This is a genomic window from Micromonospora sp. NPDC005171, assembly GCF_040608575.1.
Lineage (GTDB): Bacteria > Actinomycetota > Actinomycetes > Mycobacteriales > Micromonosporaceae > Micromonospora.
In genome coordinates this window covers 132,207-156,490 of the sequence record NZ_JBEXIM010000011.1, presented here as the reverse complement: position 1 = coordinate 156,490, position 24,284 = coordinate 132,207, and the positions used below count along the sequence as shown (strand labels likewise).

Below are 24,284 nucleotides of genomic sequence, written 5' to 3'. Positions count from 1 at the left end.
TCCGGAGGTGTCGAACGGGCCGCGACCGCAGGAGCCGGACGACCAGGTCGCCGTGATTCATCCCTCAGCTCACCACCGGCACGAAGACCGCCAACAGCAGGTAGGCCGTCGGCACCGCGAAGAGGATCGAGTCGAGCCGGTCCATCAGACCGCCGTGGCCGGGCAGCAGGTTGCTCATGTCCTTCACGCCGAGATCCCGCTTGATCATCGACTCGGCCAGGTCGCCGAGGACCGCCGCGCAGGAGACGGCCACCCCGAACAACGCGCCCCACCAGGGGGCCACCTCGAACATCAGCCACAGCAGCACCGCGCTGCCCACGGCCGCCGCGGTGACCGAGCCGGCGAAGCCCTCCCAGGACTTCTTCGGGCTGATCGACGGGGCCATCGGGTGTTTGCCGAAGGAGACGCCGGCCGCGTACCCACCGGTGTCGGAGAGGACCACCCCGATCAGCGTGGCCAGGATGCGCAGGGGGCCATCGTCGGGTGCCGCCGCCAGCAACGCCGCGAAGCCGGCGAGGAACGGCACGTAGACGGCGATCAGGGTGGCCGCGGTGAGATCCCGCTGGAAGCCGGCCGGCCCGTCACCCAACCGCCAGATCATCGTGCCCAGCACCGTGACCAGCAGGCCCAGACTGAGCGCGTCCGGGCCGGCGTACCAGGCCAGGCCCACTGTCAACACGCCACCGGCGATCAGCGGCACCAGCGGCGGGTGAGCGCCGCTGCGTCGAACCGCGCGGGCCATCTCCCAGCTGCCGATGGCGACCGCGGCGGCGATCACCGGCAGGAACGCCAACGGGTAGACCGCCAGCGGCACCACGATCAGCGCGCCGAGGCCGAGCCCGACCCCGATCGCCGCGGGAAGGTTGCGCCCGGCCCGCCCGGTGCCCACCTGCTGGGTGGCCGGTCGGTCGAGGCTGGCCCGACGTCGCCCCTTCGCCCGTCGACCGGTCGTCGGAGCCTCGTCCGGCACCACCTCGGCCCGCACGGGCGCGAGCTGCTCGGTCGGGTACCCCGGGTCGTCGACGCGGGCGGAAGGGCCCGGCTCGTCGAAACGCCCACGCTCCGGGCCGTCGTAACGGGGCGGCCCGTCGCCAGTGGCGGGAGGCCGATCCAGGTACCGGTCACCGCGGCCCCGGTCGTCGTACCGGTCGGGCTGGTTGCGGTCGTCCACGTGCCGGTCACGGTCGTCGAAACGGTCATACCGGTCCCGGTCGTCGAAACGGTCGTCCGGACGGACCGGGCGGCCGCGCTCCTCGTACGGGTCCGCGGGGTGCGGGTCGGCGTACGGTCGGGCGTGCGGCTCGGCGTACAGCTCAGCGCCGGCGGCCGGACGGCGGCTCCACTGGCCGGCCTCCAGCTCCTGCTCCGGCCACGGCAGCGCCACCGGGCGCTCCGGCCGGTCCCAGCCGCGAGGCTCGCTGCCGTAGGGGTCGGGGTGGGACATCACGCACCGCGACGCGGCACGAGAACCACCACATGACGCAAGACCACAAGCATCCCCTACACGTGCGATGTTCCTCCGATTGACCGCCCCGACGGTCGGTCGATCCCCGGTGTTCACCACCCGGTGGCCGGGAATCCTGCCGAGCCTACTGCACACACCGGATCGGCACGGCGGACGAGGCACGCCGACGGACGCCACCCTCGCCGCCAGGCCGCCGGCCAGCAGCGCACAGCCATCCGGTACGGCAGACCACAGCCGATCCGCAGCCGTCGATCCGACTCGTCCAGTGCGCGATCGAGTACTGAGCGAAAGCGCCCGACGTGGTGCGCTGGTGCCGCGCTGGCGCCAGCCCGCGCGTCGGAACGGGGGAAGGGCACTCACATGTACAAGTTCGGTTTCGCGGTGTTGACGGTGGCCGCCATGGTCCTGGGAGCAGGGTCACCGGCCGCCGCCACCACGGCACGGACCAGGATCACCATCGACCGCCACACCAGCGAACTGTTCCCGTTCGAGCCGCCCGTCGGCGAGCCGGGAGTGACGTACCCGGCGGCAGGGGTCACCGCCACCGCCCGGCACTGCCCGGCCGGCATCGTCCTCATGTCGGCCTCGCTGGTGCAGGACGGCCTGCCGACCCTCTGGGCCACCGGCGGACACGGCGCCGGTGAGATCCTCTGCGACGGCGGTACCGTCGAACTCGGGATGGCGTTCGCCCGGATCGCTCCGGCGCTGCACCCCGGCCGGGCCACCGCCCACTTCTCGTTGCGCGACTCGAACACCGGCGAGCAGTTCGCCGAGAGCACCAGGACCGTCTGGATCCCCTGCTGAGCTACGGAACGAGGCCCGTCCCCGACGTCGGGAACGGGCCTCGGCGCAGCTCAGCCGGCCAGCCGGTGGCGGTCACACCTCGAGCAGCTCGGTTTCCTTGTGCTTCACCAGGTCGTCGATGCTGGCCACGTAGCGCTGGGTCAGGTCGTCGAGTTCCTTCTCGGCGCGGCGACCGTCGTCCTCGCCAGCCTCGCCGTCCTTGACGATCCGGTCCAGCTCCTCCTTGCCACGGCGGCGGACGTTGCGGATCGCCACCTTGGCCTCCTCGCCCTTGTGCCGAGCCACCTTGATCATGTCGCGGCGGCGTTCCTCGGTCATCTGCGGGAGCAGGATGCGCAGCTGGTTGCCCTCGTTGTTCGGGTTCACCCCGAGGTCCGAGTCGCGGATCGCCTTCTCCATCGCGTTGATCTGCGAGTTGTCGTACGGCTTGATGATGGCCATGCGCGGCTCGGGAACCGCGATGGACGCCATCTGGGTCAGCGGCGTGGGCGTGCCGTAGTAGTCGATGATGACCTTGGAGAACATGGCGGCGTTGGCGCGACCGGTACGGATGGCGCCGAACTCCTCCTTGGCGTGCTCAACCGCACGCTCCATCTTCTCCTCGGCCTCGAGGAGGGTGTCGTCGATCACCGGTCTCCTCGCCTCCTTCTGTGCTCGTCGTGGGCTCTGCTGAAAGTCGTCAGACCGCTGCTGTCGTCGCCGTCGGCGGGACTCAGGCGGTGATCAGGGTGCCGATCTTGTCGCCACCCACCGCGCGGATGATGGTGTCGTCACCCTGCGCGCCGAAGACCAGCATCGGCAGGCCGTTCTCCATGCAGAGGCTGAACGCCGCCGCGTCGGCCACCCGCAGGTTGCGGCGCAGCGCCTCGGAGAAGGTGATCGAGTCGAGCTTGCTGGCGGTGGGGTCGATCCGCGGGTCGGCGGTGTAGACGCCGTCCACGCCGTTCTTGCTCATCAGCACCACGTCGGCCCGGATCTCCAGCGCCCGCTGGGCGGCCACCGTGTCGGTGGAGAAGTACGGCATCCCGGCGCCGGCGCCGAAGATGACCACGCGGCCCTTCTCCAGGTGCCGGATCGCCCGCAGCGGAATGTACGGCTCGGCGACCTGGGCCATGGTGATGGCGCTCTGCACCCGGGTCTCGATGCCCTCTTTCTCCAGGAAGTCCTGGAGCGCGAGGCAGTTCATCACGGTGCCGAGCATGCCCATGTAGTCGGCGCGGGCCCGGTCCATCCCACGCTTCTGCAGCTCCGCGCCGCGGAAGAAGTTGCCGCCGCCGACCACCACGGAGACCTGCACGCCGCGGCGGACCACTGTGGCGATCTGTCGGGCGATGGCCTGGACGACGTCCGGGTCGACGCCGATCGCGCCGCCACCGAAGACCTCACCGGAGAGCTTCAGCACCACCCGGCGGGCACGCCCCGGCGGCGGTGCCGTCGGATCGTCCAGCTCCAGCGTCCGGTCACTCACAACCTGCGTCATCCGCCCCGCCCTTCCCCACGCGCACGCCCCGTGCGGCGCGTACCGCGAACCTGCCGCTGCCGACCCTATGTGACGAGGAGGCCGCGGTGCCTGTCACGTACACCGGCGGCCTCCTCGTTGACGTCTTCTGCCCACGGGCGCGCGCGGCGCCCGGTGGCGGCTCAGGCCTGGCCGACCTCGAACCGCACGAAGCGGGTGACCTCGATGCCGGCCTCGGCCAGCAGCTGCTTCACCGACTTCTTGTTGTCGGCCACCGACGCCTGCTCGATCAGGACGAAGTCCTTGAAGAAGGAGTTCACCCGACCCTCGATGATCTTCGGCAGGGCCGCCTCGGGCTTGTTCTCCTCGCGGGCGGTCTGCTCGGCGATGCGCCGCTCGGACTCGACGACCTCAGCCGGAACCTCGTCCCGGGTGAGATACTTCGGCCGCATCGCGGCGATCTGCATGGCCACACCGCGGGCGTCAGCGTCGCCGGCCTCGTCGGTCTTGCCGGTGTACGACACCAGCACGCCGACGGACGGCGGCAGGTCCTGGGCCTTGCGGTGCAGGTAGACAGCGGTGGTGCCCTCGACCCGGGCGAACCGGTTGAGCACCAGCTTCTCGCCGATCTTGGCGGACTGCTCCTGGATCAGATCCGCGATGACCTTGCCGTCGAGCTCGGTGGCGAGCAGCTCCTCGGCGGAGTTCACGCCGGAACGCTCACCGTGCTCGACCAGCTGCTGGGCCAGCGCGATGAACGACTCGGTCTTGGCGACGAAGTCGGTCTCGCAGTTGAGCTCGAGCAGCGCCTTGCCGGAGTGGGCGACCAGGCCGTTCGCGGCCGTACGGCCGGCCCGCTTGCCGACGTCCTTGGCGCCCTTGACGCGCAGGATCTCGATGGCCTTGTCGAAGTCGCCCTCGGCCTCGGTCAGCGCCTTCTTGCTGTCCATCATGCCGGCGCCGGTGAGGTCGCGGAGCTTCTTGACGTCCGCGGCGGTGATTTGGGACATGGCTCTCTCTTCGGTGTTGAGACGGCGTGTGGATGGTCAGAGGTGCCGGTTACCCGGATCCGGGCGGATCGTGCCCGGCGTACCGTCGCTGCCCGCCGTTCGCGAAAACGGACGGCGGGGCAGCGACGCTGCGATCACTCCGCGGTGGCTGCCGCCGGCTGCTCGGTGGCGGCCTGCGCCGGCTGCTCCGGGGTGGCGGGCTGCTCGGCGGCGGCAGCGGCGGGCTGCTCGGCGGCGGCAGCGGCGGGCTGCTCGGCCGGGGCGGCCGACTCGTCGGCCTTCTTCGGCTCGAGCAGCTCGCGCTCCCACTCGGTCAGCGGCTCGTCGCTCGCGACACCCTCGGGCTTCTCGTCGTTGCCCCGGCGACGGCCGGAACGCGCGATCAGACCGTCCGCGACGGCGGCGGCGACGACCTTGGTCAGCAGCTCGGCCGACCGGATCGCGTCGTCGTTACCCGGGATCGGGAAGTCGACCTCGTCCGGGTCACAGTTGGTGTCCAGCACCGCGATCACCGGGATGCCCAGCTTGCGGGCCTCGTCGACGGCGATGTGCTCCTTCTTGGTGTCGACGATCCAGACCGCGGCGGGAAGCTTCTGCATGTCCCGCAGGCCACCGAGGGTGCGGGTCAGCTTGATCTTCTCGCGGGAGAGCTGCAGGGTCTCCTTCTTGGTGTAACCGGCGGCGGTGCCGCTGAGGTCACCCAGGCCCTCCAGCTCCTTCATCCGCTGGAGCCGCTTGTACACGGTCTGGAAGTTGGTCAGCATGCCACCGAGCCAGCGGTGGTTGACGTACGGCTGGCCGACCCGGGTCGCCTGCTCGGCGATCGCCTCCTGGGCCTGCTTCTTGGTGCCGACGAACAGGATGCTGCCACCCTCGGCGACGGTCCCACGCACGAACTCGTACGCCTTCTCGATGTACTCGAGGGTCTGGCGCAGGTCGATGATGTAGATGCCGTTGCGCTCAGTCATGATGAAGCGCTTCATCTTCGGGTTCCAGCGCCGGGTCTGGTGCCCGAAGTGGACACCGCTCTCCAGCAGCTGACGCATGGTCACGACGGCCATGGTTGGGGTACTCCTCAAGGTCCCTGGTTGTCACGCCCGGCCGGTGGCCGGGCGTCCTGGCGCCTGGTCGCCGACCCATGGTGGACCCGATCAAGATCGGGACCAGGGAGGCCGTCGCTCCACGACGATTCGTGAAGAGGGCGCGCGAGGTCGACCGCACGAGGCGGTCGCCAGTTGGCCAGTGTACGCCCCTCAGCCGTTCAGCCGCCCCGGGGTGCGCGTGGCGTGCTGCTCCCCCCGCTCCCCCGCTCCCCCGCTCGGCCGCTCCCGCCGCTCCCCCGCCCCGCCGCTCCCCCGCCCCGCTCCGCCGCCCCGCCGCTTCCCCGCTCCCGCTCCGCCGCCCCCCGCTCCGCCGCTCCCGGCTCGATCGCGCGAGTTGCCGCGAAGATCGCGCAACTTCATGGAAATAGTGGCCTCCGCGGCGCCGGAGGCCACTATTTCCTGGTTGTTGTCCGAATCATCAGCACGGCATCGGCGCTCGCCGGCCGGCGGCGGGCGATCGCGGGTCAGGCTGGGTCAGCCGGCGGCGAGCGCGGCGGCCACGAAGAGCACCAGGCCGACGGTCAGGTAGGCCGTCGGTGGGCGCAGCCAGCCCCGGCCATTGTCGGCCAGCGCCAGACCTCCGGTTCGTAGCCCGTACAGCCCGATCGCGAAGATCGGCAGTCCGGCGACCAGGGCGATGCCCACCACCACGTTCCCGGCGTCCACCGGGTCGCCGGTCACGCCCGCCAACAACACCCGAAGCGCGGGCACCTCGAAGATCAACACCAGCAGAGTGAAGAGTACGGCCAGCACTGGTCGACGGGTCCGATAGACGCCGTCGGCGGTCGGCGGGTACACCGGCGGCTCGGCTGCGGGCAAATCAGGTCGAGGACCAATCCCCGGCATCGGGCCGGTCGGCATCTCCAGCGGATGCGGTGTGTCGCCGCCGCCCCGGGTCGGCTCGATGATCGGGTACCCGGCGAGCGGAGCCGGACGAGCCTGGTCAGCGGGAACGCCGGCCGGCGCGACAGCCGCCGACGTGGTGTCGCGGGCGGCCTCCGGCGCGGCGCCGGTCAGCGGGGACCCCGCCGAGGTCGTCTCGCGGGCGGCTCTGCGTCCGGGCAGCTCACCGGAGGTCTCCGAGGGGTCCCGGTCGGCCCGCCGCGACCGGGTGGCCCGGTAACCGTCCGCCTCCGGCCGTGCGGCACCCAGCGGGTCCACCGCGCCAAAACGCCCCGAATCCGCCTCACTCGCCCCGAACCGACCGGTCTGATCGTCCACGGCACCGAAGCGACCAGAGTCCGACTCGGGAGTACCGCCGAAGCGGCCCGCGTCCAAAGCGCTCAGGCGACCCGAGTCCGGCTCCGGCGTACCAAAGCGGCCCGCGTCCACCGCGCCCAGGCGACCCGAGTCCGACTCCGGCGTACCGAACCGGCCCGCGTCCACCGCGCCGAAGCGACCCGGGTCCGGCTCGCGGCGACGGCCGACGCCGGTGTCCTCGACGGAGCGGCCGTCTTCCGCGTCACGCTGCTCGGGGACCTCGCCGTCCCGGTACCGCGATTCGCCCGCGCCGCGCCACTCCGACTCGCCGTAACCGCGACCCCGCTCGTCGGGGTACCAGCGCGACTCCTGATCTTCCGGAAAACTCCGTCGTCCGTCCACGTCAGGCACCGTATGCGACCGGCCACGCCCGCGCCATTTCAGCCCGGCCGGCCACGCGCCACCGATCCCCAGGCGGCACGAGGCACGAGTCGCGCCCAGGTGACGCTGACGCGGGCCCGCACCGTGATCAGGTGATGAAAAGTAGGTCGGCGGCGGTCCTGACACCTACTTCTGATCACCTGATCATGGTCGTGCACGGATGGGGTGCGGCCGGCAGCGGTCCGAGGTCCAATGCCGCTAGCACACCGTGGGCATGATCGTCCGACTGTCCACAGCGACACCGTTGTCCACAGGTGGGCTCTCACCGGGTCGCGGCGATCGCCCTCCGGCGGGCAGCGTGCCGGCCATGACGAAGCGGAACCAGGCGGTTGGCGCGTACGGCGAGCGGTGCGCGGCCCGGCACCTGACCGAGGCGGGGCTGCGCCCGATCGCCCGGAACTGGCGCTGCCCGGCCGGGGAGATCGACATCATCGCGTGGGACGGGCCGGTGCTCGCCTTCTGCGAGGTGAAGACCCGCCGGGGTGAGAGTTTCGGCACCCCGGCAGAGGCGGTGGTGCCGGCCAAGGCCCGCCGACTGCGAGGGCTGGCCGCGCGGTGGCTGACCGAGACCGGTACGACCGCCGAGGAGGTGCGTTTCGACGTGCTGTCGGTGCGGCTGCCCGACGCCGGCCCGGCGCAGGTCGACCACCTCAAGGGCGCGTTCTGACATGCGTGGCCGAAGGATCAGTGACGCGCGGTGAGCTACGCGAAGGTGCTCTGTGTGGGGCTGGTCGGGGTGACCGGCCACCTGGTCGAGGTGGAGGCCGACCTGGCCGCCGGCCTGCCGGCGGTGGTGATCTCCGGTCTGCCGGACACCGCCCTGCACGAGGCCCGCGACCGGGTCCGCGCCGCCGTGGTCAACTCGGGCCAGCGCTGGCCCAACCGGCGGATCACCCTCAACCTGCTGCCCGCCACGCTGCCGAAATTCGGCTCGGCCTTCGACCTGGCCATCGCCGCAGCGCTGCTGGGCGGTTCGGGTGAGCTGCCGCTGCTTCCCCTGGAGGGGGTGGTGGTCCTCGGCGAGCTGGGGCTCGACGGGACGGTCCGGCCGGTGCGCGGCGTACTCCCCATGGTCGCCGCCGCGGCCCAGGCCGGCGTCGCGCGGGTGATCGTCCCGGTCGGCAACGCCGCCGAGGCCGCTGTGATCCCGGGAGTACGGGTGCGAGCGGTGGACACCCTGCACCGGCTCGTCACCTTCGTTCGGGACGGGACCCCGCTGATCGAACCACCGGCGGACATCCCGGCCCCGCTGACCGGTGGGCCGGATCTCGCCGACGTCGCCGGGCAGCAACTGGGTCGGCGCGCCCTGGAGGTCGCCGCGGCCGGCGGGCACCACGTGGCGCTGCTCGGCCCACCGGGCGCCGGCAAGACGATGCTCGCCCAACGGCTACCGTCGATCCTGCCGGAGCTGGACGACGAGGCGGCGCTGGAGGTCACCGCGCTGCACTCGGTCGCCGGGCTGCTGCCGCCGGGCGGTCGGTTGCTGCGTCGCCCGCCGTTCCAGGCGCCGCACCACACCGCGACCGTGCCGTCGCTGGTCGGTGGCGGCTCGGGGCTGGCCCGACCCGGCGCGGTGTCGCTGGCGCATCGCGGGGTGCTCTTCCTGGATGAAGCTCCCGAATTCAGCAAGGGTGCGCTGGAGGCGCTGCGCCAGCCGCTGGAGCATGGCCGCATCCAGCTGAGCCGCAGCGGGGGCGGCACCGTGTATCCGGCCCGCACCCAGTTGGTGCTGGCGGCCAACCCGTGTCCGTGCGCCAAACCGGCCGGCGACGCGCACTGCGAGTGTTCACCGCTGGTCCGCCGCCGCTACCTGGGGAAACTCTCCGGGCCGCTGCTCGACCGGATCGACGTCCAGGTACGGCTCATGCCGGTACGGGCGGCCGAGCTGATGGCGACCGACGGCGACGTCGAGCCCTCTGCGACGGTCGCCGCCCGGGTGGCGGCGGCCCGGCAGGCGGCGGCCGCCCGCTGGGCCGACCTCGGCCGGCGGCTCAACGCCGAGGTGGAAGGCCCACACCTACGCCGACCGCCGTGGCGACTACCGGGCCGGGTCACCGTCGAGCTGCGTGGCCGGCTCGACTCCGGCTCACTGTCGGCGCGCGGCTTCGACCGGGTGATCCGGATGGCCTGGACCATCGCTGACCTGGACGGTCGCGACCGGCCGGACCAGGGCGACGTCCGGGAAGCACTTCAACTACGGACGGGGGAGGCGACGTGAGCGCCGAGGAGGAACGCAGGCTGGCCCGGGTCGCCCTGACCTGGCTGGCGGAACCGGGCACCCGCGCGGTGCATCACCTGGTCGAACGGCACGGCCCGGTGGCGACCCTGGATCTGCTGCTCGACGGCGGCAGCCCGGACGGCTGGCTGCACACCACTGTCGCCGCACGTTCGGCGGCCGGCGACGCGCGGGCGGTTGCGGCGGAGGCCCTGGAGCGGGCGGAACGACTGGGCGCCCGGCTGGTCACGCCGGAGGACGAGGAGTGGCCGGCCCAGGTTGCCGGCCTGGCCACGTTGCGTCTGCCGGACGTCAGCCGCCGGGTGGACGCTGAGACCGCCCCGCCGCTCTGCTTCTGGGTACGCGGAAGCTGGCCGCTCGGCGAAGCTTTGGATCGCTCGGTGGCCGTGGTGGGGGCGCGGGCGGCCACCGGCTACGGGCAGCACGTCGCGACCGAGCTGGGGTACGGCTTGGCCGAGCGGGACTGGACTGTCGTGTCCGGTGGCGCGTTCGGCATCGACGCTGCCGCTCACCGGGGCGCCCTCACCGCGGGCGGTCTGACCGTGGCGGTGCTCGCCTGCGGGCTCGACCGCCCGTACCCGATGGGCAACGCCGCGCTCTTCGACCGGATCGCCGAGACGGGGCTGCTGGTCAGCGAGTGGCCGCCCGGTGCCGAGCCGCTGCGGCCCCGATTCCTGATCCGCAACCGGGTGATCGCCGTAGGCACCCGGGGCACCGTCCTGGTGGAGGCGTCGGCGCGCAGTGGCGCGACGCAGACCGCGCGGCGAGCCATTTACGCCAATCGGGTGGCCATGGTGGTTCCGGGGCCGGTGACCTCGGCGATGTCCGTCGGCGCGCACGAGTTCCTGCGCGAGCACTCCAAGGCCCGGCTGGTCACCGGGGTGGCCCATGTGCTGGAGGAGGTAGGCCGGATCGGCGCGGACCTGGCCCCGCTGGCGCGTGGACCACAGCGGGCCACCGACGCGTTGGACGACGACGCACGGTCGCTGCTGGAGGCGCTGCCACGCCGGGGCGCGATGGGAGTGGACCGGCTCTCCTCGCGCGCCGGTGTGGACGTACGGACCGCGCTGCGCAAGCTGTCGCTGCTGGAGGAGCTGTCCATGGTGGTTCGTCGTGAGGACGGCTATGCCCTCGCCCCGCCCGCCAAACCGAAGCGTGCGGCGGCGGAGAAATCCGGTCGGGCTAATACCTGAGCGGACACGTCACCGCCGCCCGGACGGGGAGGGCGGAGCCGGTCATGCCAGGCCCCGCCGGGCTGCCGACCAGCAGACCGGCTGGCCGTCCGGCGGCCCGAATCCCCTCACGCTCGGGGTCCCGGCCAGCCGGTACTGCCGGTACCGTGCCCGGTCATGGGTGCAATCAAGCCGTGGCACATCAGCGTGCTCTGCTGTCTGGTCGTGACCGCCGTGCTCGTTGTCGGCCTGGTCGTGTTCCTGGTCAAGAGGAGCAACCGCCGATAGTCGGGGCGGAGATCGGTGCCGTCGTGTCCGGTGGCGTACCCGGACCGGCCGTAGGCTGGTGCCGTGCCAGCCGAGAGTAAAGGTGCCTGGGCCGTTGGGCCGGCCGGCACGTTGGCGTGGCCACGATGAGCCGGCCAGACCGGGGCACCCGGGCCATGCACCAGGCACTGCCGCCAGCGCTGCGCGACGCGGTCGACGACTTCGCCGAGCACCTGTCCCGGGTTCGTAACCGGTCGGCGCACACCGTCCGCGCGTACGTCACCGATCTCGTCTCGCTGCTCGACCACGCCGTCCGGATGGGCTGCGTCGACCTCTCCGAGCTGGACCTGTCGGTGCTGCGCAGCTGGCTTGCACGACAGCGCACCACGGGTGCGGCCCGCACGTCGCTGGCCAGGCGGGCCGCGTCGGCGCGGGCGTTCAGCGCCTGGGCACACCGGGCCGGGCTGCTCCCCGCCGACGTTGGCGCCGCACTGGCCAGCCCTCGCGCGCACCGGGAACTGCCCAGCGTGCTGCGCGCCGACCAGGCCGCCGCCCTGGTCGAGGCACCGTCCCGGCAGGCACCGCCCACCAACCCGCCACCCACGGACCAGGCACCCGCGGACGCAGCCCGCACGAACCAGGCGCGCACAAACCAGGCGCGCACGGACGCAGCTCGCACGGACCAGGCACGCACGGACGCAGCCCGCGCGAACCAGGCGCGTGCCGCCACACAGCAAACGGACGCAGCGGCCGGGTCGGCGCAGGGCGCAGCCGAAGGGGCCGAGGCGGTGCCGCTGCGGGACCGGGTGCTGCTGGAGCTGCTCTACGCCACCGGCGTACGGGTCAGCGAGGCGTGCGGGTTGGACGTGGGGGATGTCGACCACGGCCGGCGGGTGATCCGGGTGTTCGGCAAGGGCGGGCGGGAACGCTCGGTGCCGTACGGGGTGCCCGCCCAGCGGGCGTTGGACGACTGGCTGCGCCGGGGCCGCCCGGCGATGGTGGCCGCCCGCTCCGGTGACGCGCTGCTCCTGGGTGCCCGGGGTGGTCGGCTCAACCCGACGACCGCGCGTCAGATCGTCGGTGCGTACGCCGAGGCCGCCGGACTGCCACGAACCAGCCCGCACGGTCTACGCCACTCCGCGGCCACTCACCTTCTGGAGGGCGGCGCCGACCTGCGCGCCGTGCAGGAGCTTCTGGGTCACTCGTCGTTGGCGAGCACCCAGATCTACACCCACGTCTCGGTCGAGCGGCTGCGCGCCGCGTACCGGCAGGCACACCCGCGCGCCTGAGCAACGGCCGGATGGCGCACACGTGCGCGCACTTGAGAGCAAGGACCGGACGGCGCACGCACACTCGCGCGCACTTGAGCAACGGCCGGATGGCGCACGCACCCACGCCTGAGCAAGGACCGGAGGGCGCATGCACCCACGCCTGATCAAGGGCCGGATGGCGCGCACTGGCGGCGGTTACGATCATCAAGTGAGCGTCCCGCAGCCCCCTGAGCCGATCCCGGGCGCCCGCCTGCTCTTCTCCCTGGACCCGGCGGTCAGCCACCTCAACCATGGCTCGTTCGGCGCGGTGCCGATCGGCGTGCAGCGCGCCCAGCAGCGGCTGCGCGACGAGATGGAGGCGAACCCGCTGCGCTTCTTCACTCAGGGGCTGGTCGACCGGATCGCGCACACCCGCCGGCACCTCGCCGGGTTCCTGGGCGCCGACCCGGACGGCAGCGCCCTGGTGGGCAACACGACCACCGGCGTCGCCGTGGTGCTCCAGTCGGTGGGGCTTCAGGCCGGCGACGAGGTGCTGAGCACCGACCACGGGTACGGGGCGGTGAGCCTGGCGATCCAGCGCGAGTGTCGCCGCACCGGCGCGGTCAGCCGGGTCCTGCCGATCCCGCTGGCCGCCACCGACGAGCAGATCGTGCAGAGCATCCGCGCCGGCCTGCGCCCGGGACGGACCCGGCTGCTCGTCGTCGACCAGCTGACGTCGGCCACCGCCAAGCTCTTCCCGACCGCCGCCATCGTCGGGGTGGCCCACGAACACGGCGTGCCGGTCCTGGTGGACGCCGCGCACGCCCCGGGCATGCTGGCCACCCCGGTGGCCAGCATCGGCGCGGACTTCTGGGTGGGCAACCTGCACAAGTGGGCGTACGCCCCGCGCGGGACCGCCCTGCTGGCGGTGGCACCGCAGTGGCGGGACCGGATTGAGCCACTTGTGGTGTCCTGGGAGCAGGAGTCGGGTTTCCCGGCCCGGGTCGAGTGGCAGGCGACTCTCGACTACACGCCCTGGCTGGCCGCCCCGGCGGGCATGTTCACGATGCGTGCTCTCGGCGTCGACCGGGTGCGGGCGCACAACGCCGCGCTTGCCGCGTACGGCCAGCGGGTGGTGGGGGACGCTCTGGGGGTAGGCCCTGCCGATCTGCCCTACCCCGGCGGACCGGGGGTGGCTCTGCGCCTCATTCCGCTGCCGCCCGGCACGGGCACCACGATCGACGCCGCGCGGGCGTTGCAGACGCGGATCGGTGAGCGGCTCGCCGCCGAGGTGGCGGTGATGAGCTGGAACGGCCGGGGGTGGCTGCGGCTCACCGGCCAGGTCTACAACGTCGCCGACGAGTACGAGCGGCTGGCCGCACGGCTGCCGGCACTGCTCGCCCAACGCTGAGCGGACCGGTCGGGAGCAGACGCACCGGGCCGAGGCCGAGCAGGGCCAGCGGGTCGAGGTACTCCTCGCCCCGGCGCAGGCCCCAGTGCAGGCAAGCCTCGGCCGGGCAACCCGGATGCCCGGGCAGCAGCTCGCCCAGCGGCGCCCCGGCGGTGACCGGCTGGCCGGGGCGTACGGCGGGTTGGACCGGCTCGTGGGTGGTCCGCAGCCCGTCGGCATGCCCCACGGTGACCACCTGTCGACCGGCCACCGGGCCGGCGAAGAGCACGGTGCCCGGCCCGGCGCTGCGGACCACCGCTCCGGCAGGGGCGGCCAGGTCGACGCCGCGGTGCCCGGGCAGCCACGGTCGGGGCGGCGGGTCGAACCGGCGCACCGGACGGGGCGGTCCGTCGACCGGCCAGCGGAACCGCCCCGCGGGCGCTGGGTCGGCGACCCGCACGGACAGGGCCGCGACCGGCACGGTCGGCGTCGGTGGTTCGCCGGGCACCGCCGCGACCAGCACCGCCAGCCCGCAGAGCTGGACGGTCAGTGCGAGCGGGAGCGCGGCGCAGAGCAGCAGCGTGCGGCGGATCGAACCGACGGTTGGTGGTTGCATGACGGCAGCCTCCGGCCGCGGTGGTGTCGTCCGCCAGCCGGCCGACGGGGGCTGTGGACAACCGGAGGTGCTGTGGACGACCACCCGACGGCTTCGATGATCTGTTATGCGTGGGGCTGCGGGACGCTGTCCTCGGCCGACCGCGCACACCGCCGCACCTCCGGGGCCGTTTTCGGGCCGCCGGGGAGGGCCTAGGCTGGGCCGCGTGCGGCGGGTGCCGCCGTCTGGACCGGGGAGGCCCTCCATGACCACTGTCGACGACCGGCCGCCGTCGGTGGCCGACGTGAGCGGCCCGTCCCGGCTCGCCGAGCCGGACGAGACGATCAGCGCCGAGGAGCTGCAACTCGCGGCCCGCAACCACGGCATCCCGCTGGAGGCGCTGCGCTACGACGTCACCCCGGCCGGGCTGCACTACCTGCTGATCCACTACGACATCCCGGAGCTCGACCCGGCGACCCACACGCTGACCATCGGCGGGGCGGTGGACCGTCCGCTGACGGTCACCCTCGCCGACCTGCGCGAGCGGCCCCGGATCACCCAGCAGGTGACCCTGGAGTGCGCCGGCAACGGGCGGGCCCTGCTGCACCCCCGGCCGGTCAGCCAGCCCTGGCTGGTCGAGGCGGTCGGCAACGCGGAGTGGACCGGCACCCCCCTCGCTCCGCTGCTGCGGGAGGCGGGCATCGACCCGGACGCGGTGGACGTGGTCTTCACCGGCGCCGATCACGGCGTGGAGCGCGGGATCGAGCAGGACTACCAGCGGGCGCTTCCGGTAGCCGACGCGCTGCGCGAGGAGGTGCTGCTGACGTACGAGATGAACGGCGCTCCCCTGCTGCCGCAGCACGGCGCGCCGCTGCGGCTGATCGTGCCGGGCTGGTACGGCATGGCGCACGTGAAGTGGGTCCACTCCATCGAGCTGCGGACCGAGCCGTTCGAGGGGTACCAGAACGCGGTGGCCTACCGGGTACGCCGCGACGCCGACGACCCGGGCGTGCCGGTGACGCGGATCGAGCCACGCGCGTTGGTCCGCCCGCCCGGCTTCCCCGACTTCATGTCCCGCCGTCGGGTGCTGCGGCCCGGTCCGTGCACCCTGGATGGTCGGGCCTGGTCGGGGCACGCGCCGGTGGTCGCCGTGGAGGTGACCACCGACGGTGGGGAGAGCTGGACGCCGGCCGAGCTGGACCCGACGGACGCGGGGGATTTCGCCTGGCGGCGCTGGCGGTACGAGTGGGTCGCCACCCCGGGCCGGTACGTGCTCGGCGCGCGGGCGACCGACGCGTCCGGGCGGACCCAGCCGGTCGAACAACAGTGGAACCGTGGTGGCTTCGCCAACAACATGGTGCAGCGGGTCGAGGTCGTGGTGCCGGCCGAGTGATCGGCGGCGGGCGTCACGCCACGCGTGGGGAGCCCGTGGCAGGGCCCGGCGGCTCGGGTGCGCTCAGCCGCCGAAGCCGGAGTCGGCGGGCAGCGAGATGTCGGGCTTCTCCAGCTCCTCGACGTTGACGTCCTTGAAGGTCATCACCCGGACGTTCTTCACGAAGCGGGCGGGACGGTACATGTCCCACACCCAGGCGTCGTGCATCTCGACCTCGAAGTAGACCTCGCCGTCGGAGTTACGCACGTGCAGGTCGACCTGGTTGGCCAGGTAGAACCGGCGCTCCGTCTCCACCACGTAGGAGAATTGGCGGACAATGTCGCGGTACTCCCGGTAGAGCTGCAGCTCCATCTCGGTCTCGTACTTCTCGAGATCTTCCGCGCTCATCGCACTCCGCCTTCCATGGCCACATCTTCCCCCACCGGCGTCGGAGGCCGAGGCTGCTCGCCCAACGCCACGCCGACGGTACCCCCTGACGCCCATAAGCGCTCCATCGGCTCATCCGAGCCGTGGCCGCCGGGCCGTCGAGCGCGCGGCGGCCGGCCGTCGCGGCCGGAGACCGCAGCGACATTGACGTACGAGAACCGGTGCTCCCGGCATGGCCCGTGCTCGCGCAGCGCCGCCGAGTGCTCCGGGGTGATGTAGCCCTTGTGCTCGGCAAAGCCGTACGCCGGGTACACCCCGTCCAGCTCCACCATGAGCCGGTCCCGGGTGACCTTGGCCAGCACGCTGGCCGCCGCCACACACGCGGCCACCCGGTCGCCCTTCCACACCGCCAGCCCGGGCACGCCCAGGCCGTCCACGCCGAAGCCGTCGGTCAGCACGTACTCCGGGCGGGTGGTGAGCGAGGCGAGCGCCCGGCGCATCGCGGCCAGGTTGCACACGTGCAGGCCCCGGGCGTCGACCTCGTCGGCCGGGATGACCACCACGGCGTACGCGAGCGCGCGGTCCACGACCTCCGCGTACACCCGTTCCCGGCTGGCCGGGGTGAGCAGCTTCGAGTCGGCCAGCCCCTCGATCTCGCCGCGCCGCCCCTCGGGCAGCACCGCAGCGGCGGCGACCAGCGGACCGGCGCAGGCTCCCCGGCCCGCCTCGTCGGCGCCGGCGACGTGCCGGAAGCCACGCCGCTGCAACGCCCGCTCCAGGGCGTACAGGCCCGCCTCGCGGCGCACCACGGTGCGCGGTGGGGTCAGCACGACGCCTCGCCCTGGCCGGCGGTGGTCGACTGCCCCAGCCGGGTCAGCAGGGCGGGCAGCTCCGGCGGGTAGAACCGGTCGCCGCTGGCCGCCAACTCGTCGGGAAGCCACCAGCGGTGGTCGGCGATGCTGCGCCGCTCGATGTCGTTGAAGCCCGTGGTGTCCACCTGCCAGGATTCCACCCGGAAGAGGAAGAAATCCTGCTCCTGGCGGTACCAGATGCCGTCGAAGGAGAACTCGGTCGCGTCGGACCAGACCGGCTCGCCCAACTCGGCCGGGTCGAGCCGCAGGCCGGTCTCCTCAGCCAACTCCCGGGCGGCGCCCGCCGCCGGGGACTCCAGCGGATCGAGCCCGCCGCCCGGAGTGAACCAGTATCGGTGCCCGGGTCGGGCCGGGTCGAAGCCCTCGAACAGCAGGACCCGGCCGGCCGCGTCGACGAGCAGCACGCGGGCCGCGCGTCGAGGGGTGTAGACGGTCACCGCACCAGCCTGCCAGACCGACGGCGGATCGCCCACGCCCCGTCGGCCTAAGGCTTGGGAATGCCGTCGAACCCGTCGGGCACCGTCAGCCAGGTGGCCCGGTTGACCGGCCAGAAGACGGTGAACGCCCGCCCGACCACGTCGTCCTCGGGGATGGTGGCCTCGGTGATGTTCTGCCCGGACTGCTGCCAGTGCTCCAGCGAGTCACCGGAGGCTGAACGGTGGTCGCCCATCACCCACAGCCGGCCCTCCGGCACGGTGATGTCGAACTCCTGGTCGGCGGGCTTGTCGCGAACCCCGTCCATGGAGAAGATGTACGGCTCGTCCAGCGACTTGCCGTTGATCATCAACCGTTCTTCCGGGTCGCAGCAGACCACGTGGTCGCCGGGGATGCCGATCACCCGCTTGATGAAGTCCTCCCCGTCGGGGTTACCACTCCACTCGGTCGGCGCCTTGAACACGATCACCTCGCCGCGGTGCGGTGATCGGAAGTCGTAGACCAGCTTGTTGACCAGCACCCGGTCATCGATCTTGAGGGTGTTTTCCATGGACGGGGAGGGGATGAAGAAGGTCTGCAGCACGAAGGCGCGGACCAGCACCGCGACCAGGATCGCCACACCCAGCAGGATCGGCAGCTCCTTCCAGAAGGAGCTGCGCGGCTTGTCGGTCTGCTCGTCAATCACGCCAAGGAGCCTACGTTGCTCGGCTGGACGGCACCGTCCGGAACGCGCGGGAACCACGTAGCGCGGCCGCCAACGGCAGCATCAGCAGCACACCGCCCTGCGGAGTCGGCCGCACCGGACGCGCACCGGGAGACGCCGTGGCCGGGCCGGAGACGTCCTCGAACGTCGACGGCACCGACAGCGCGCTCCACCGCGACGAGGGCCAGACCACCATGAACGCCCGGCCCACCACGTTGTCGATCGGCACCGGCCCCTGACACCGCGCGTCCTGGGAGACCTCACGGTGGTCGCCCATCACGAAGATCTGACCGGGCGGCACGACGATCTCGTCGAAGCGCCGGGAACGACACTCCGCGGGGTTGGGTGGCAGGTCCAGGGGTGAGTCCCGTAGGACGTACGGCTCGTTGAGCGGGGTGCCGTTGACTGTCACCCGCCCCTGGCTGTCGCAGCACTTGACCCGGTCACCCGGGAGACCGATCACCCGCTTGATGAAGTCCTTCTCACCGGGTCGGCTCACCCCGACCAGGTCGCCGACGGTGCGGGCGAGCCGGCCGGCGACGCCGGGCTTCGGCTGCTCGTCGACCTGCGGCGCCCAACGGTCGGTGCCCCGGAAGACCACCACTTCGCCGCGCAGCGGGTCACGAACGTCGTAGACGACCTTGTTGACCAGCACCCGGTCACCGACGAGGAGGGTGTCCTCCATCGAGCCGGACGGGATGAAGAACGCCTGGAGCAGGAAGGTGCGGATCAGCACCGCGAGGCAGAACGCGACCACCAGCAGCAGCGGCAACTCCTGCCAGAGCGGCATCTGCCGGCGGGTGCGGCGAGCCCGTCGGCGCCACGGATCGACGGTGCCGTCCTCGTCAAGCGTCTGCACCACGCCACTCCCCGGTCCGCAGAAACACCACCGCCCGGGAGCCTCGTCGAGGCTCCACGGGCGGTAGTGGACAGCTGCCCGCCACATGGGCGGGACCGCCGCCTCGCTGCGCCCGTACGACCAGGGTAGTGCGCTCTGGTCGGTACGACATACGCGCAGCTCGGGCGGCGTGGCGAGCGGGAAGTCAGCTGGGCTGCTTCTCCCGCTTCTCCTTGATCTTGGCCTTCTTGCCGCGCAGCTCGCGCAGGTAGTAGAGCTTGGCGCGACGCACGTCACCGCGGGTCACGACCTCGATCCGGTCGATGCCCGGGCCGTTGAGCGGGTAGGTCCGCTCGACGCCGACACCGAAGCTGACCTTGCGGACCGAGAAGGTCTCGCGCAGACCGTCACCCTGGCGGCGGATCACGACGCCCTGGAAGATCTGGACACGGGACCGGTTGCCCTCGACGACGCGGGCGTGCACCTTGACGGTGTCACCGGCCCGGAAGTCGGGAAGGTCGGTCCGCTTCGACTGGGCGTCAAGGGCGTCCAGGATGTTCATCGCTGCGTCCTCGTAAGGCTCACGGCGCACCGTCACTCGGTGCGCGGGTGGGTGATTCTGATTCCCGGGTGGTGATCGGCGGACCGACCCCGGTCGGGGATCCTCGCAGCCGACCGCGGGCGCGGACGGATGCGGCAACCCCCCTACTTTGCCACATCCCCCGGTGGAGGTTGAAATCCGGCCTGGTCCAGGGCCGCGATGTCCCGTTTGTCGAGCCGATCGGCCGGCAACGCGGCCAGCAGGTCCGGACGGCGGGCGGCGGTCCGCAGCAGACCCTCCTCGCGCCGCCAGCGGGCAATCTTGCCGTGGTCGCCGGAGCGGAGCACCTCCGGCACGTCGTGCCCGCGCCAACTCGGCGGCTTGGTGTAGATCGGCGCCTCCAGCAGCCCGTGCGCGTGCGACTCCTCGTCCAACGAGCCCGCGTTGCCCAGCACCCCCGGCAGCAGCCGGGTGACGGCCTCCAGCATCACCAGGACCGCGACCTCGCCGCCGAAGAGCACGTAGTCACCGAGCGACACCTCGGTGACCGGCATCCGGGTGGCGGCGTGCGCCAGGACCCGCTGGTCGATCCCCTCATAACGGCCGCAGGCGAAGAGCAGGTGCGACTCGGCCGCCAACTCGTACGCCATGGCCTGGGTGAACGGGGCACCGGCCGGCGACGGCACCAGCAGCCTCGGCGGCGGGGCGTCGAGCGGCGCGAGGGCGTCCAGGGCCTCACCCCACGGCTCGGGGCGCATCACCATGCCCGGCCCGCCACCGTAGGGGGTGTCGTCGACGGTGCGGTGCACGTCGTGGGTCCAGGTCCGCAGGTCGTGCACGGCGAGTTGGAGTACGCCGTTGGCCCGCGCCCGTCCGATCAGCGACAGGTCCAGCGGGGCGAAGTACTCCGGAAAGATCGACACGACGTCGACGCGCATGCGGGCTGGTCCTAAAGGTCGAGCAGTCCGGCTGGCGGGTCGACGATCACACGTCCGCCGGCCAGGTCGACCTCCGGGACGATCGCCCGGACGAACGGGATCAACGCGGTACGCCCCTCGGGGCGCCGCAGCACCAGCAGGTCGGACGAGGGCGCGTGGTCGATGCGGGCGACCTCGCCCAGGCGTTCGCCGGCCGGGGTCACCACGGCCAACCCGACCAGTTGGTGGTCGTGGAACTCCTCCGGGTCGTCCGGTGGGGCCACGTCGGCGCTGTCCACCACGAGCAGCGTCCCGCGCAACGCCTCGGCGGTGTTGCGGTCCAGGATGCCGTCGAACGCGATCAGCACCCGACCCTGGTGGAAGCGGGCTTCCTCGATGGTCAGCTCCGCCGGAACCCGGAACGGCACGCCGGGCTCGTCGGTGGTTGGAGGGGGTGTCGCCCCCGGCTCAGTGCGCAGCACTGTGCTGCGCGGGGATGCAGGCGGGGGCGTCGCCCCCGGCGCAGTGCGCAGCACTGTGCCGGGGGCGAACCGTGCCTCGGGTTCGTCGGTCCGCACTTCCACGGTGACCTCACCGCGGACACCGTGCGGCTTGCCGATCCTGCCGACGACGAGCTGCATCAGTACGAGTCGACGATGTCGACGCGAACCCCGCGGCCGCCGATGGAGCCGATCACCTGGCGCAGCGCCTTGGCGGTCCGGCCGGACCGCCCGATCACAGTGCCGAGGTCCTCGGGGTGCACGCGGACTTCGAGCCGCTTGCCCCGACGGGAATCGACCATCCGCACCCGGACGTCATCCGGGTGGTCGACGATGCCCTTGACCAGGTGCTCCAACGCCGGACGCAGTGGCATGTCAGGCCTGCTCACCGGCGTCGGCAGCGGCCGGGGCCTCGGCCGGAGCCTCGGTCTTCGGCGCCTCGGCCGCCGGAGCCTCAGCCGGAGCCTCGGTCTTCGGAGCCTCGGCAGCCTTGGCGGCCTTCTTGGCCGGCTTGGCCGGGGTCTCCGGGGCGAGCCCGGCGGCGGCCTTCGCCTCAGCCTCGTACGCCGCCTTGCGGTCGGCCCGCTCGGGGGCGACCAGGAGCGGCGGCGGGGCCGGCAGGCCCTTGTACTTCTGCCAGTCACCGGTCAGCTCCAGCAGCCGCTGCACCGCCTCGCTCGGCTGAGCGCCGACGGACAGCCAGTACTGGACCCGCTCCGACTTGACCTCGATGATCGAGGGGTCTTCCTTGGGCTGGTAAACCCCGACGAACTCGATCGCCCGACCGTCACGCTTGGTGCGCGAGTCGGCGATGACGATGCGGTACTGCGGGTTGCGGATCTTGCCCATCCGCAGGAGCCGGATCTTTACGGCCACAGTTGTTTCGCTCCTGTTGCGATCTCACCGGCCCAGGCGGGCGGTGTGCATGGGTGAGCGCCGACCGGACCCGTGGGGTTGGGCCGGAGACTACTCGGTGGACTGGCGACGTGCCCGGGTTAGAGGGCGCCGGACGCGCGCCGGATACCAGCGACCCATTCTGCCAGATCCGCTGCCGATCTCCCGCATCGGACCCGGACACGGCGCCACCGGTGATCGGGAACACCGCTCAGCGCACCGGCGGACGGTCCCATCCCGGCGGTAGTTTATCCGGTACATCCCACTCTGCCGGTGGTGTGAAGTCACACCAGGTGCCGTCGAACGGAAACTCGCCGGCCTCGGCCAGCGCGATGACCCGCTCCCCCTCGGCGCGGACCGCCTTCTCGTCGGTCACCCAGTAGTCATCCCCGAAGGCGAGCCGCTCGACGAACTCGTCCTCGTCCTTCCACTCCCAGCGGCGGTCCGGCCACACCACCACGTCGAGGTCCTGGTCCACCACGTCGACGCCGGCCACCGGGCCGTCGTCCCAGCGGACGCCGTGCTCCTCCAGGTTGACGTACCAGTGGGCGAACCGGTCCTGGGCGTCCCGGAACCACCAGACGGAGTGCGCCGCCCCGGTGGGCAGGAACTTCAGCAGTGGTGGGCCGTTCCAGCGCCCGTGCGCCAACCGGTACGTCGACGAGATCCACTCGGCGAACGGCATCGCCCGCATGCCCAGCCCGGCCTCGGTCACCTCGTGGGCCACCGGCGAGTCCCGGGCGACCCAGACCAGCAAACCTCGATCGTCGTCGCTGACCACGCGGGCCGGCCGGACCCACCCGATCCGGCCGTGCCGCACGTTCCGGTGCATGATCAGCCGACCCGACTGGAACCGGTCGACGAGCACCTCAGTAGGCGCGGGCCAGGATCGCGACCAGGTCCGGCTCGTCCTCCGAGTCCGGTACCGAGCCGTCGGCGCGCAGCAGGCAGCGCACCGTGACGCCCTGACCGTTCGCCTCCGCCTCGCCGGCCACACCGACCGCCGACCACGGCACCCGGGCCCAGCCGGTCGCGGCGGCCTCGATCGCCTCGGCCAGGGTGGCCACCTCCACAGTGCGCGACTCGCGGTTCGCCAACGCCTGGTCGTGCAGCACCTGCTGATCGGTCTCGAGGGCGGCCAGCACCGCGGTGACCACGTCGGCCACCGGCGTCGGGGTCTTCGAACCGTCGGTCCGACGCACCACAGTCGCGTTGCCCACTGCCAGGTCACGGGGGCCGACCTCGACGCGTACCGGATAGCCGCGCAGCTCGGCGTCGACGGCCCGGCGGCCGAACGGGGTGTCGGTCCGGTCGTCGAGCGCGACCCGGACACCGGCGTCACGCAGGCCGTCGCGCAGCTTGGCCGCCGCCTCCGCGACGCCGTCGCCATCCTTGACGATCATGACGTACGCCTGGATCGGCGCCAGCTTCGGCGGCACGCGCAGGCCGTTGTCGTCGCCGTGCGCCATGATCAGGCCACCCAGCATCCGGGTGGACGTGCCCCAGGAGGTGGTCCAGGCGTGCTCCCGACCGCCCTCCTTGGAGGAGTAGCTGATGTCGAACGCCTTGGCGAAGTTCTGACCCAGCTCGTGGCTGGTGCCCAACTGCAGCGCCTTGCCGTCGCCCATCATGCCTTCGCAGGTGTACGTGGCCGTCGCGCCGGCGAACCGCTCACGCGCCGTCTTAAGGCCGACCACCACCGGAATGCCGATCACGTTGACCATCAGGTCCTCGTACGCCTCGTGCAGGATCCGCCGCGCGTACGCCCGGGCGTCCTCCCGGGTGGCGTGCGCGGTGTGCCCCTCCTGCCAGAGGAACTCGCTGGTCCGCAGGAAGATCCGCGGACGGAGCTCCCACCGGACCACGTTCGCCCACTGGTTGAGCAGCAGCGGCAGGTCCCGGTACGAGTCGATCCACTTGGCCATGAACTCGCCGATGACCGTCTCGCTGGTCGGACGCACCACCACCGGCTCGGCCAGGGGCTTGCCACCACCGTGGGTGACGACCGCCAACTCCGGCGAGAAGCCCTCGACGTGCTGCGCCTCGCGCTTGAGGTAACTCTCCGGGATGAACAACGGGAAGTACGCGTTCTCCGCACCCGCCGCCTTGATCCGAGCGTCCATCTCAGCCTGCATACGCTCCCAGATGGCGTAGCCGGCCGGTCGGATGACCATGGTGCCGCGAACCGGGCCGTTGTCGGCCAGCTTCGCCTTGGCGATCAGGTCCTGGTACCAGCGGGGGAAATCCTCCGCACGGGGAGTGAGCACGCGTGCCATGACCGCACATCCTATGCGCCACGCGGGCGGACACCGCGTCCGGGAGTCGCCACGCCGTGCCGTGCCCCTCCGCCGACGGGCCGCGACAAGGCCGGGCAGGTCGAAGCCGACGGATCGACGGTGCCGGGCGAACGACGACGACGCGGGGCGGGGCGAG

The 24,284-nt window shown here is 72.2% G+C and carries 26 protein-coding genes; 7 read left to right on the top strand and 19 right to left on the bottom strand.

The genetic code is table 11. The annotated features are described in order from the left end of the window. Positions 1-64: 64 nt before the first annotated feature. Complete coding sequence (locus ABZU74_RS16925) at positions 65-1,444, bottom strand: phosphatidate cytidylyltransferase (RefSeq protein ID WP_355424209.1); 1,380 nt, start codon at positions 1,442-1,444, stop codon at positions 65-67. Positions 1,445-1,825: 381 nt separating this feature from the next. Between ABZU74_RS16925 and ABZU74_RS16920 the strand changes: the two genes are divergently transcribed. Further along, positions 1,826-2,269, top strand: a complete 444-nt coding sequence (locus ABZU74_RS16920; protein ID WP_355424206.1) for a hypothetical protein — start codon at positions 1,826-1,828, stop codon at positions 2,267-2,269. 72 nt (positions 2,270-2,341) lie between these two features. Here the strand turns inward: ABZU74_RS16920 and frr are convergent, their stop codons facing one another. The 5 genes from frr to ABZU74_RS16895 form a co-directional block, all read right to left on the bottom strand. Continuing rightward, entirely contained in the window at positions 2,342-2,899 is a 558-nt protein-coding gene (frr, locus tag ABZU74_RS16915; RefSeq protein WP_088946658.1) for a ribosome recycling factor, read from the bottom strand. Between the two features lie 82 nt (positions 2,900-2,981). Next, positions 2,982-3,749, bottom strand: coding sequence for a UMP kinase (pyrH, locus tag ABZU74_RS16910; protein ID WP_030487501.1), 768 nt, complete (start codon positions 3,747-3,749; stop codon positions 2,982-2,984). A gap of 161 nt (positions 3,750-3,910) precedes the next feature. Continuing rightward, a complete protein-coding gene (gene tsf / locus ABZU74_RS16905) occupies positions 3,911-4,738 on the bottom strand; it encodes a translation elongation factor Ts (protein ID WP_355424203.1) in 828 nt (275 codons plus the stop codon). Positions 4,739-4,872: 134 nt separating this feature from the next. Next, the gene (gene rpsB / locus ABZU74_RS16900) at positions 4,873-5,799 is read right to left on the bottom strand and encodes a 30S ribosomal protein S2 (RefSeq protein WP_355424200.1); all 927 of its coding nucleotides are present in this window, start codon (positions 5,797-5,799) and stop codon (positions 4,873-4,875) included. A 516-nt stretch (positions 5,800-6,315) separates the two neighbouring features. After that, a complete protein-coding gene (locus tag ABZU74_RS16895; protein WP_355424197.1) occupies positions 6,316-7,452 on the bottom strand; it encodes a hypothetical protein in 1,137 nt (378 codons plus the stop codon). A gap of 337 nt (positions 7,453-7,789) precedes the next feature. Here ABZU74_RS16895 and ABZU74_RS16890 point away from each other — a divergent pair, with 337 nt between their 5' ends. The 5 genes from ABZU74_RS16890 to ABZU74_RS16870 all read left to right on the top strand — a co-directional run bounded on the left by ABZU74_RS16890 (position 7,790) and on the right by ABZU74_RS16870 (position 13,818). After that, complete coding sequence (locus ABZU74_RS16890; RefSeq protein ID WP_355424194.1) at positions 7,790-8,149, top strand: YraN family protein; 360 nt, start codon at positions 7,790-7,792, stop codon at positions 8,147-8,149. A 30-nt stretch (positions 8,150-8,179) separates the two neighbouring features. After that, on the top strand, positions 8,180-9,700 hold the full coding sequence (locus ABZU74_RS16885) for a YifB family Mg chelatase-like AAA ATPase (RefSeq protein ID WP_355424191.1): 1,521 nt from the start codon (positions 8,180-8,182) through the stop codon (positions 9,698-9,700). Then, on the top strand, positions 9,697-10,911 hold the full coding sequence (locus ABZU74_RS16880) for a DNA-processing protein DprA (protein ID WP_355424188.1): 1,215 nt from the start codon (positions 9,697-9,699) through the stop codon (positions 10,909-10,911). The genes ABZU74_RS16885 and ABZU74_RS16880 overlap by 4 nt, the downstream gene beginning before the upstream one ends. Before the next feature lie 392 nt (positions 10,912-11,303). After that, entirely contained in the window at positions 11,304-12,446 is a 1,143-nt protein-coding gene (locus tag ABZU74_RS16875) for a tyrosine recombinase XerC (protein WP_355424186.1), read from the top strand. Between the two features lie 190 nt (positions 12,447-12,636). After that, complete coding sequence (locus tag ABZU74_RS16870) at positions 12,637-13,818, top strand: aminotransferase class V-fold PLP-dependent enzyme (RefSeq protein WP_355424183.1); 1,182 nt, start codon at positions 12,637-12,639, stop codon at positions 13,816-13,818. On the opposite strand, the gene ABZU74_RS16865 is transcribed toward ABZU74_RS16870, so the two are convergent. Beyond that, on the bottom strand, positions 13,739-14,413 hold the full coding sequence (locus tag ABZU74_RS16865) for a M23 family metallopeptidase (protein WP_355424180.1): 675 nt from the start codon (positions 14,411-14,413) through the stop codon (positions 13,739-13,741). The two genes, ABZU74_RS16870 and ABZU74_RS16865, sit on opposite strands and share 80 nt — an antisense overlap. Before the next feature lie 244 nt (positions 14,414-14,657). Between ABZU74_RS16865 and ABZU74_RS16860 the strand changes: the two genes are divergently transcribed. Beyond that, positions 14,658-15,785, top strand: coding sequence for a sulfite oxidase (locus tag ABZU74_RS16860; RefSeq protein WP_355424178.1), 1,128 nt, complete (start codon positions 14,658-14,660; stop codon positions 15,783-15,785). Between the two features lie 63 nt (positions 15,786-15,848). Here ABZU74_RS16860 and ABZU74_RS16855 read toward each other — a convergent pair whose 3' ends face one another. From ABZU74_RS16855 to proS, 12 genes are all read right to left on the bottom strand, one after another. Next, positions 15,849-16,172 carry a DUF2469 domain-containing protein gene (locus ABZU74_RS16855; protein ID WP_007075222.1) on the bottom strand — a complete coding sequence of 108 codons (324 nt, stop codon included), beginning with the start codon at positions 16,170-16,172 and terminating at the stop codon, positions 15,849-15,851. Further along, positions 16,169-16,981: a ribonuclease HII gene (locus ABZU74_RS16850; RefSeq protein ID WP_355424175.1), complete on the bottom strand. Its 813-nt coding sequence runs from the start codon at positions 16,979-16,981 to the stop codon at positions 16,169-16,171. Before ABZU74_RS16850 ends, ABZU74_RS16855 begins: the two co-directional genes overlap by 4 nt. Further along, on the bottom strand, positions 16,975-17,460 hold the full coding sequence (locus tag ABZU74_RS16845) for an NUDIX domain-containing protein (RefSeq protein ID WP_355424172.1): 486 nt from the start codon (positions 17,458-17,460) through the stop codon (positions 16,975-16,977). The genes ABZU74_RS16850 and ABZU74_RS16845 overlap by 7 nt, the downstream gene beginning before the upstream one ends. Before the next feature lie 47 nt (positions 17,461-17,507). Then, positions 17,508-18,143, bottom strand: coding sequence for a signal peptidase I (gene lepB / locus ABZU74_RS16840; RefSeq protein ID WP_355424169.1), 636 nt, complete (start codon positions 18,141-18,143; stop codon positions 17,508-17,510). Between the two features lie 10 nt (positions 18,144-18,153). Beyond that, positions 18,154-19,023, bottom strand: coding sequence for a signal peptidase I (gene lepB / locus ABZU74_RS16835; protein WP_355424166.1), 870 nt, complete (start codon positions 19,021-19,023; stop codon positions 18,154-18,156). Positions 19,024-19,204: 181 nt separating this feature from the next. Then, positions 19,205-19,561, bottom strand: coding sequence for a 50S ribosomal protein L19 (gene rplS, locus ABZU74_RS16830; RefSeq protein ID WP_030335223.1), 357 nt, complete (start codon positions 19,559-19,561; stop codon positions 19,205-19,207). A 143-nt stretch (positions 19,562-19,704) separates the two neighbouring features. After that, positions 19,705-20,478 carry a tRNA (guanosine(37)-N1)-methyltransferase TrmD gene (gene trmD, locus ABZU74_RS16825; protein WP_112588424.1) on the bottom strand — a complete coding sequence of 258 codons (774 nt, stop codon included), beginning with the start codon at positions 20,476-20,478 and terminating at the stop codon, positions 19,705-19,707. Between the two features lie 11 nt (positions 20,479-20,489). Beyond that, entirely contained in the window at positions 20,490-21,098 is a 609-nt protein-coding gene (gene rimM / locus ABZU74_RS16820; protein WP_355424162.1) for a ribosome maturation factor RimM, read from the bottom strand. Continuing rightward, entirely contained in the window at positions 21,098-21,358 is a 261-nt protein-coding gene (locus ABZU74_RS16815) for an RNA-binding protein (RefSeq protein ID WP_172862164.1), read from the bottom strand. Before ABZU74_RS16815 ends, rimM begins: the two co-directional genes overlap by 1 nt. Next, the gene (rpsP, locus tag ABZU74_RS16810; RefSeq protein ID WP_112736214.1) at positions 21,333-21,833 is read right to left on the bottom strand and encodes a 30S ribosomal protein S16; all 501 of its coding nucleotides are present in this window, start codon (positions 21,831-21,833) and stop codon (positions 21,333-21,335) included. Before rpsP ends, ABZU74_RS16815 begins: the two co-directional genes overlap by 26 nt. Before the next feature lie 229 nt (positions 21,834-22,062). Further along, a complete protein-coding gene (locus ABZU74_RS16805; protein WP_355424259.1) occupies positions 22,063-22,683 on the bottom strand; it encodes a DUF402 domain-containing protein in 621 nt (206 codons plus the stop codon). Positions 22,684-22,720: 37 nt separating this feature from the next. After that, the gene (gene proS / locus ABZU74_RS16800) at positions 22,721-24,127 is read right to left on the bottom strand and encodes a proline--tRNA ligase (RefSeq protein ID WP_355424159.1); all 1,407 of its coding nucleotides are present in this window, start codon (positions 24,125-24,127) and stop codon (positions 22,721-22,723) included. Between the last annotated feature and the right edge of the window lie 157 nt (positions 24,128-24,284).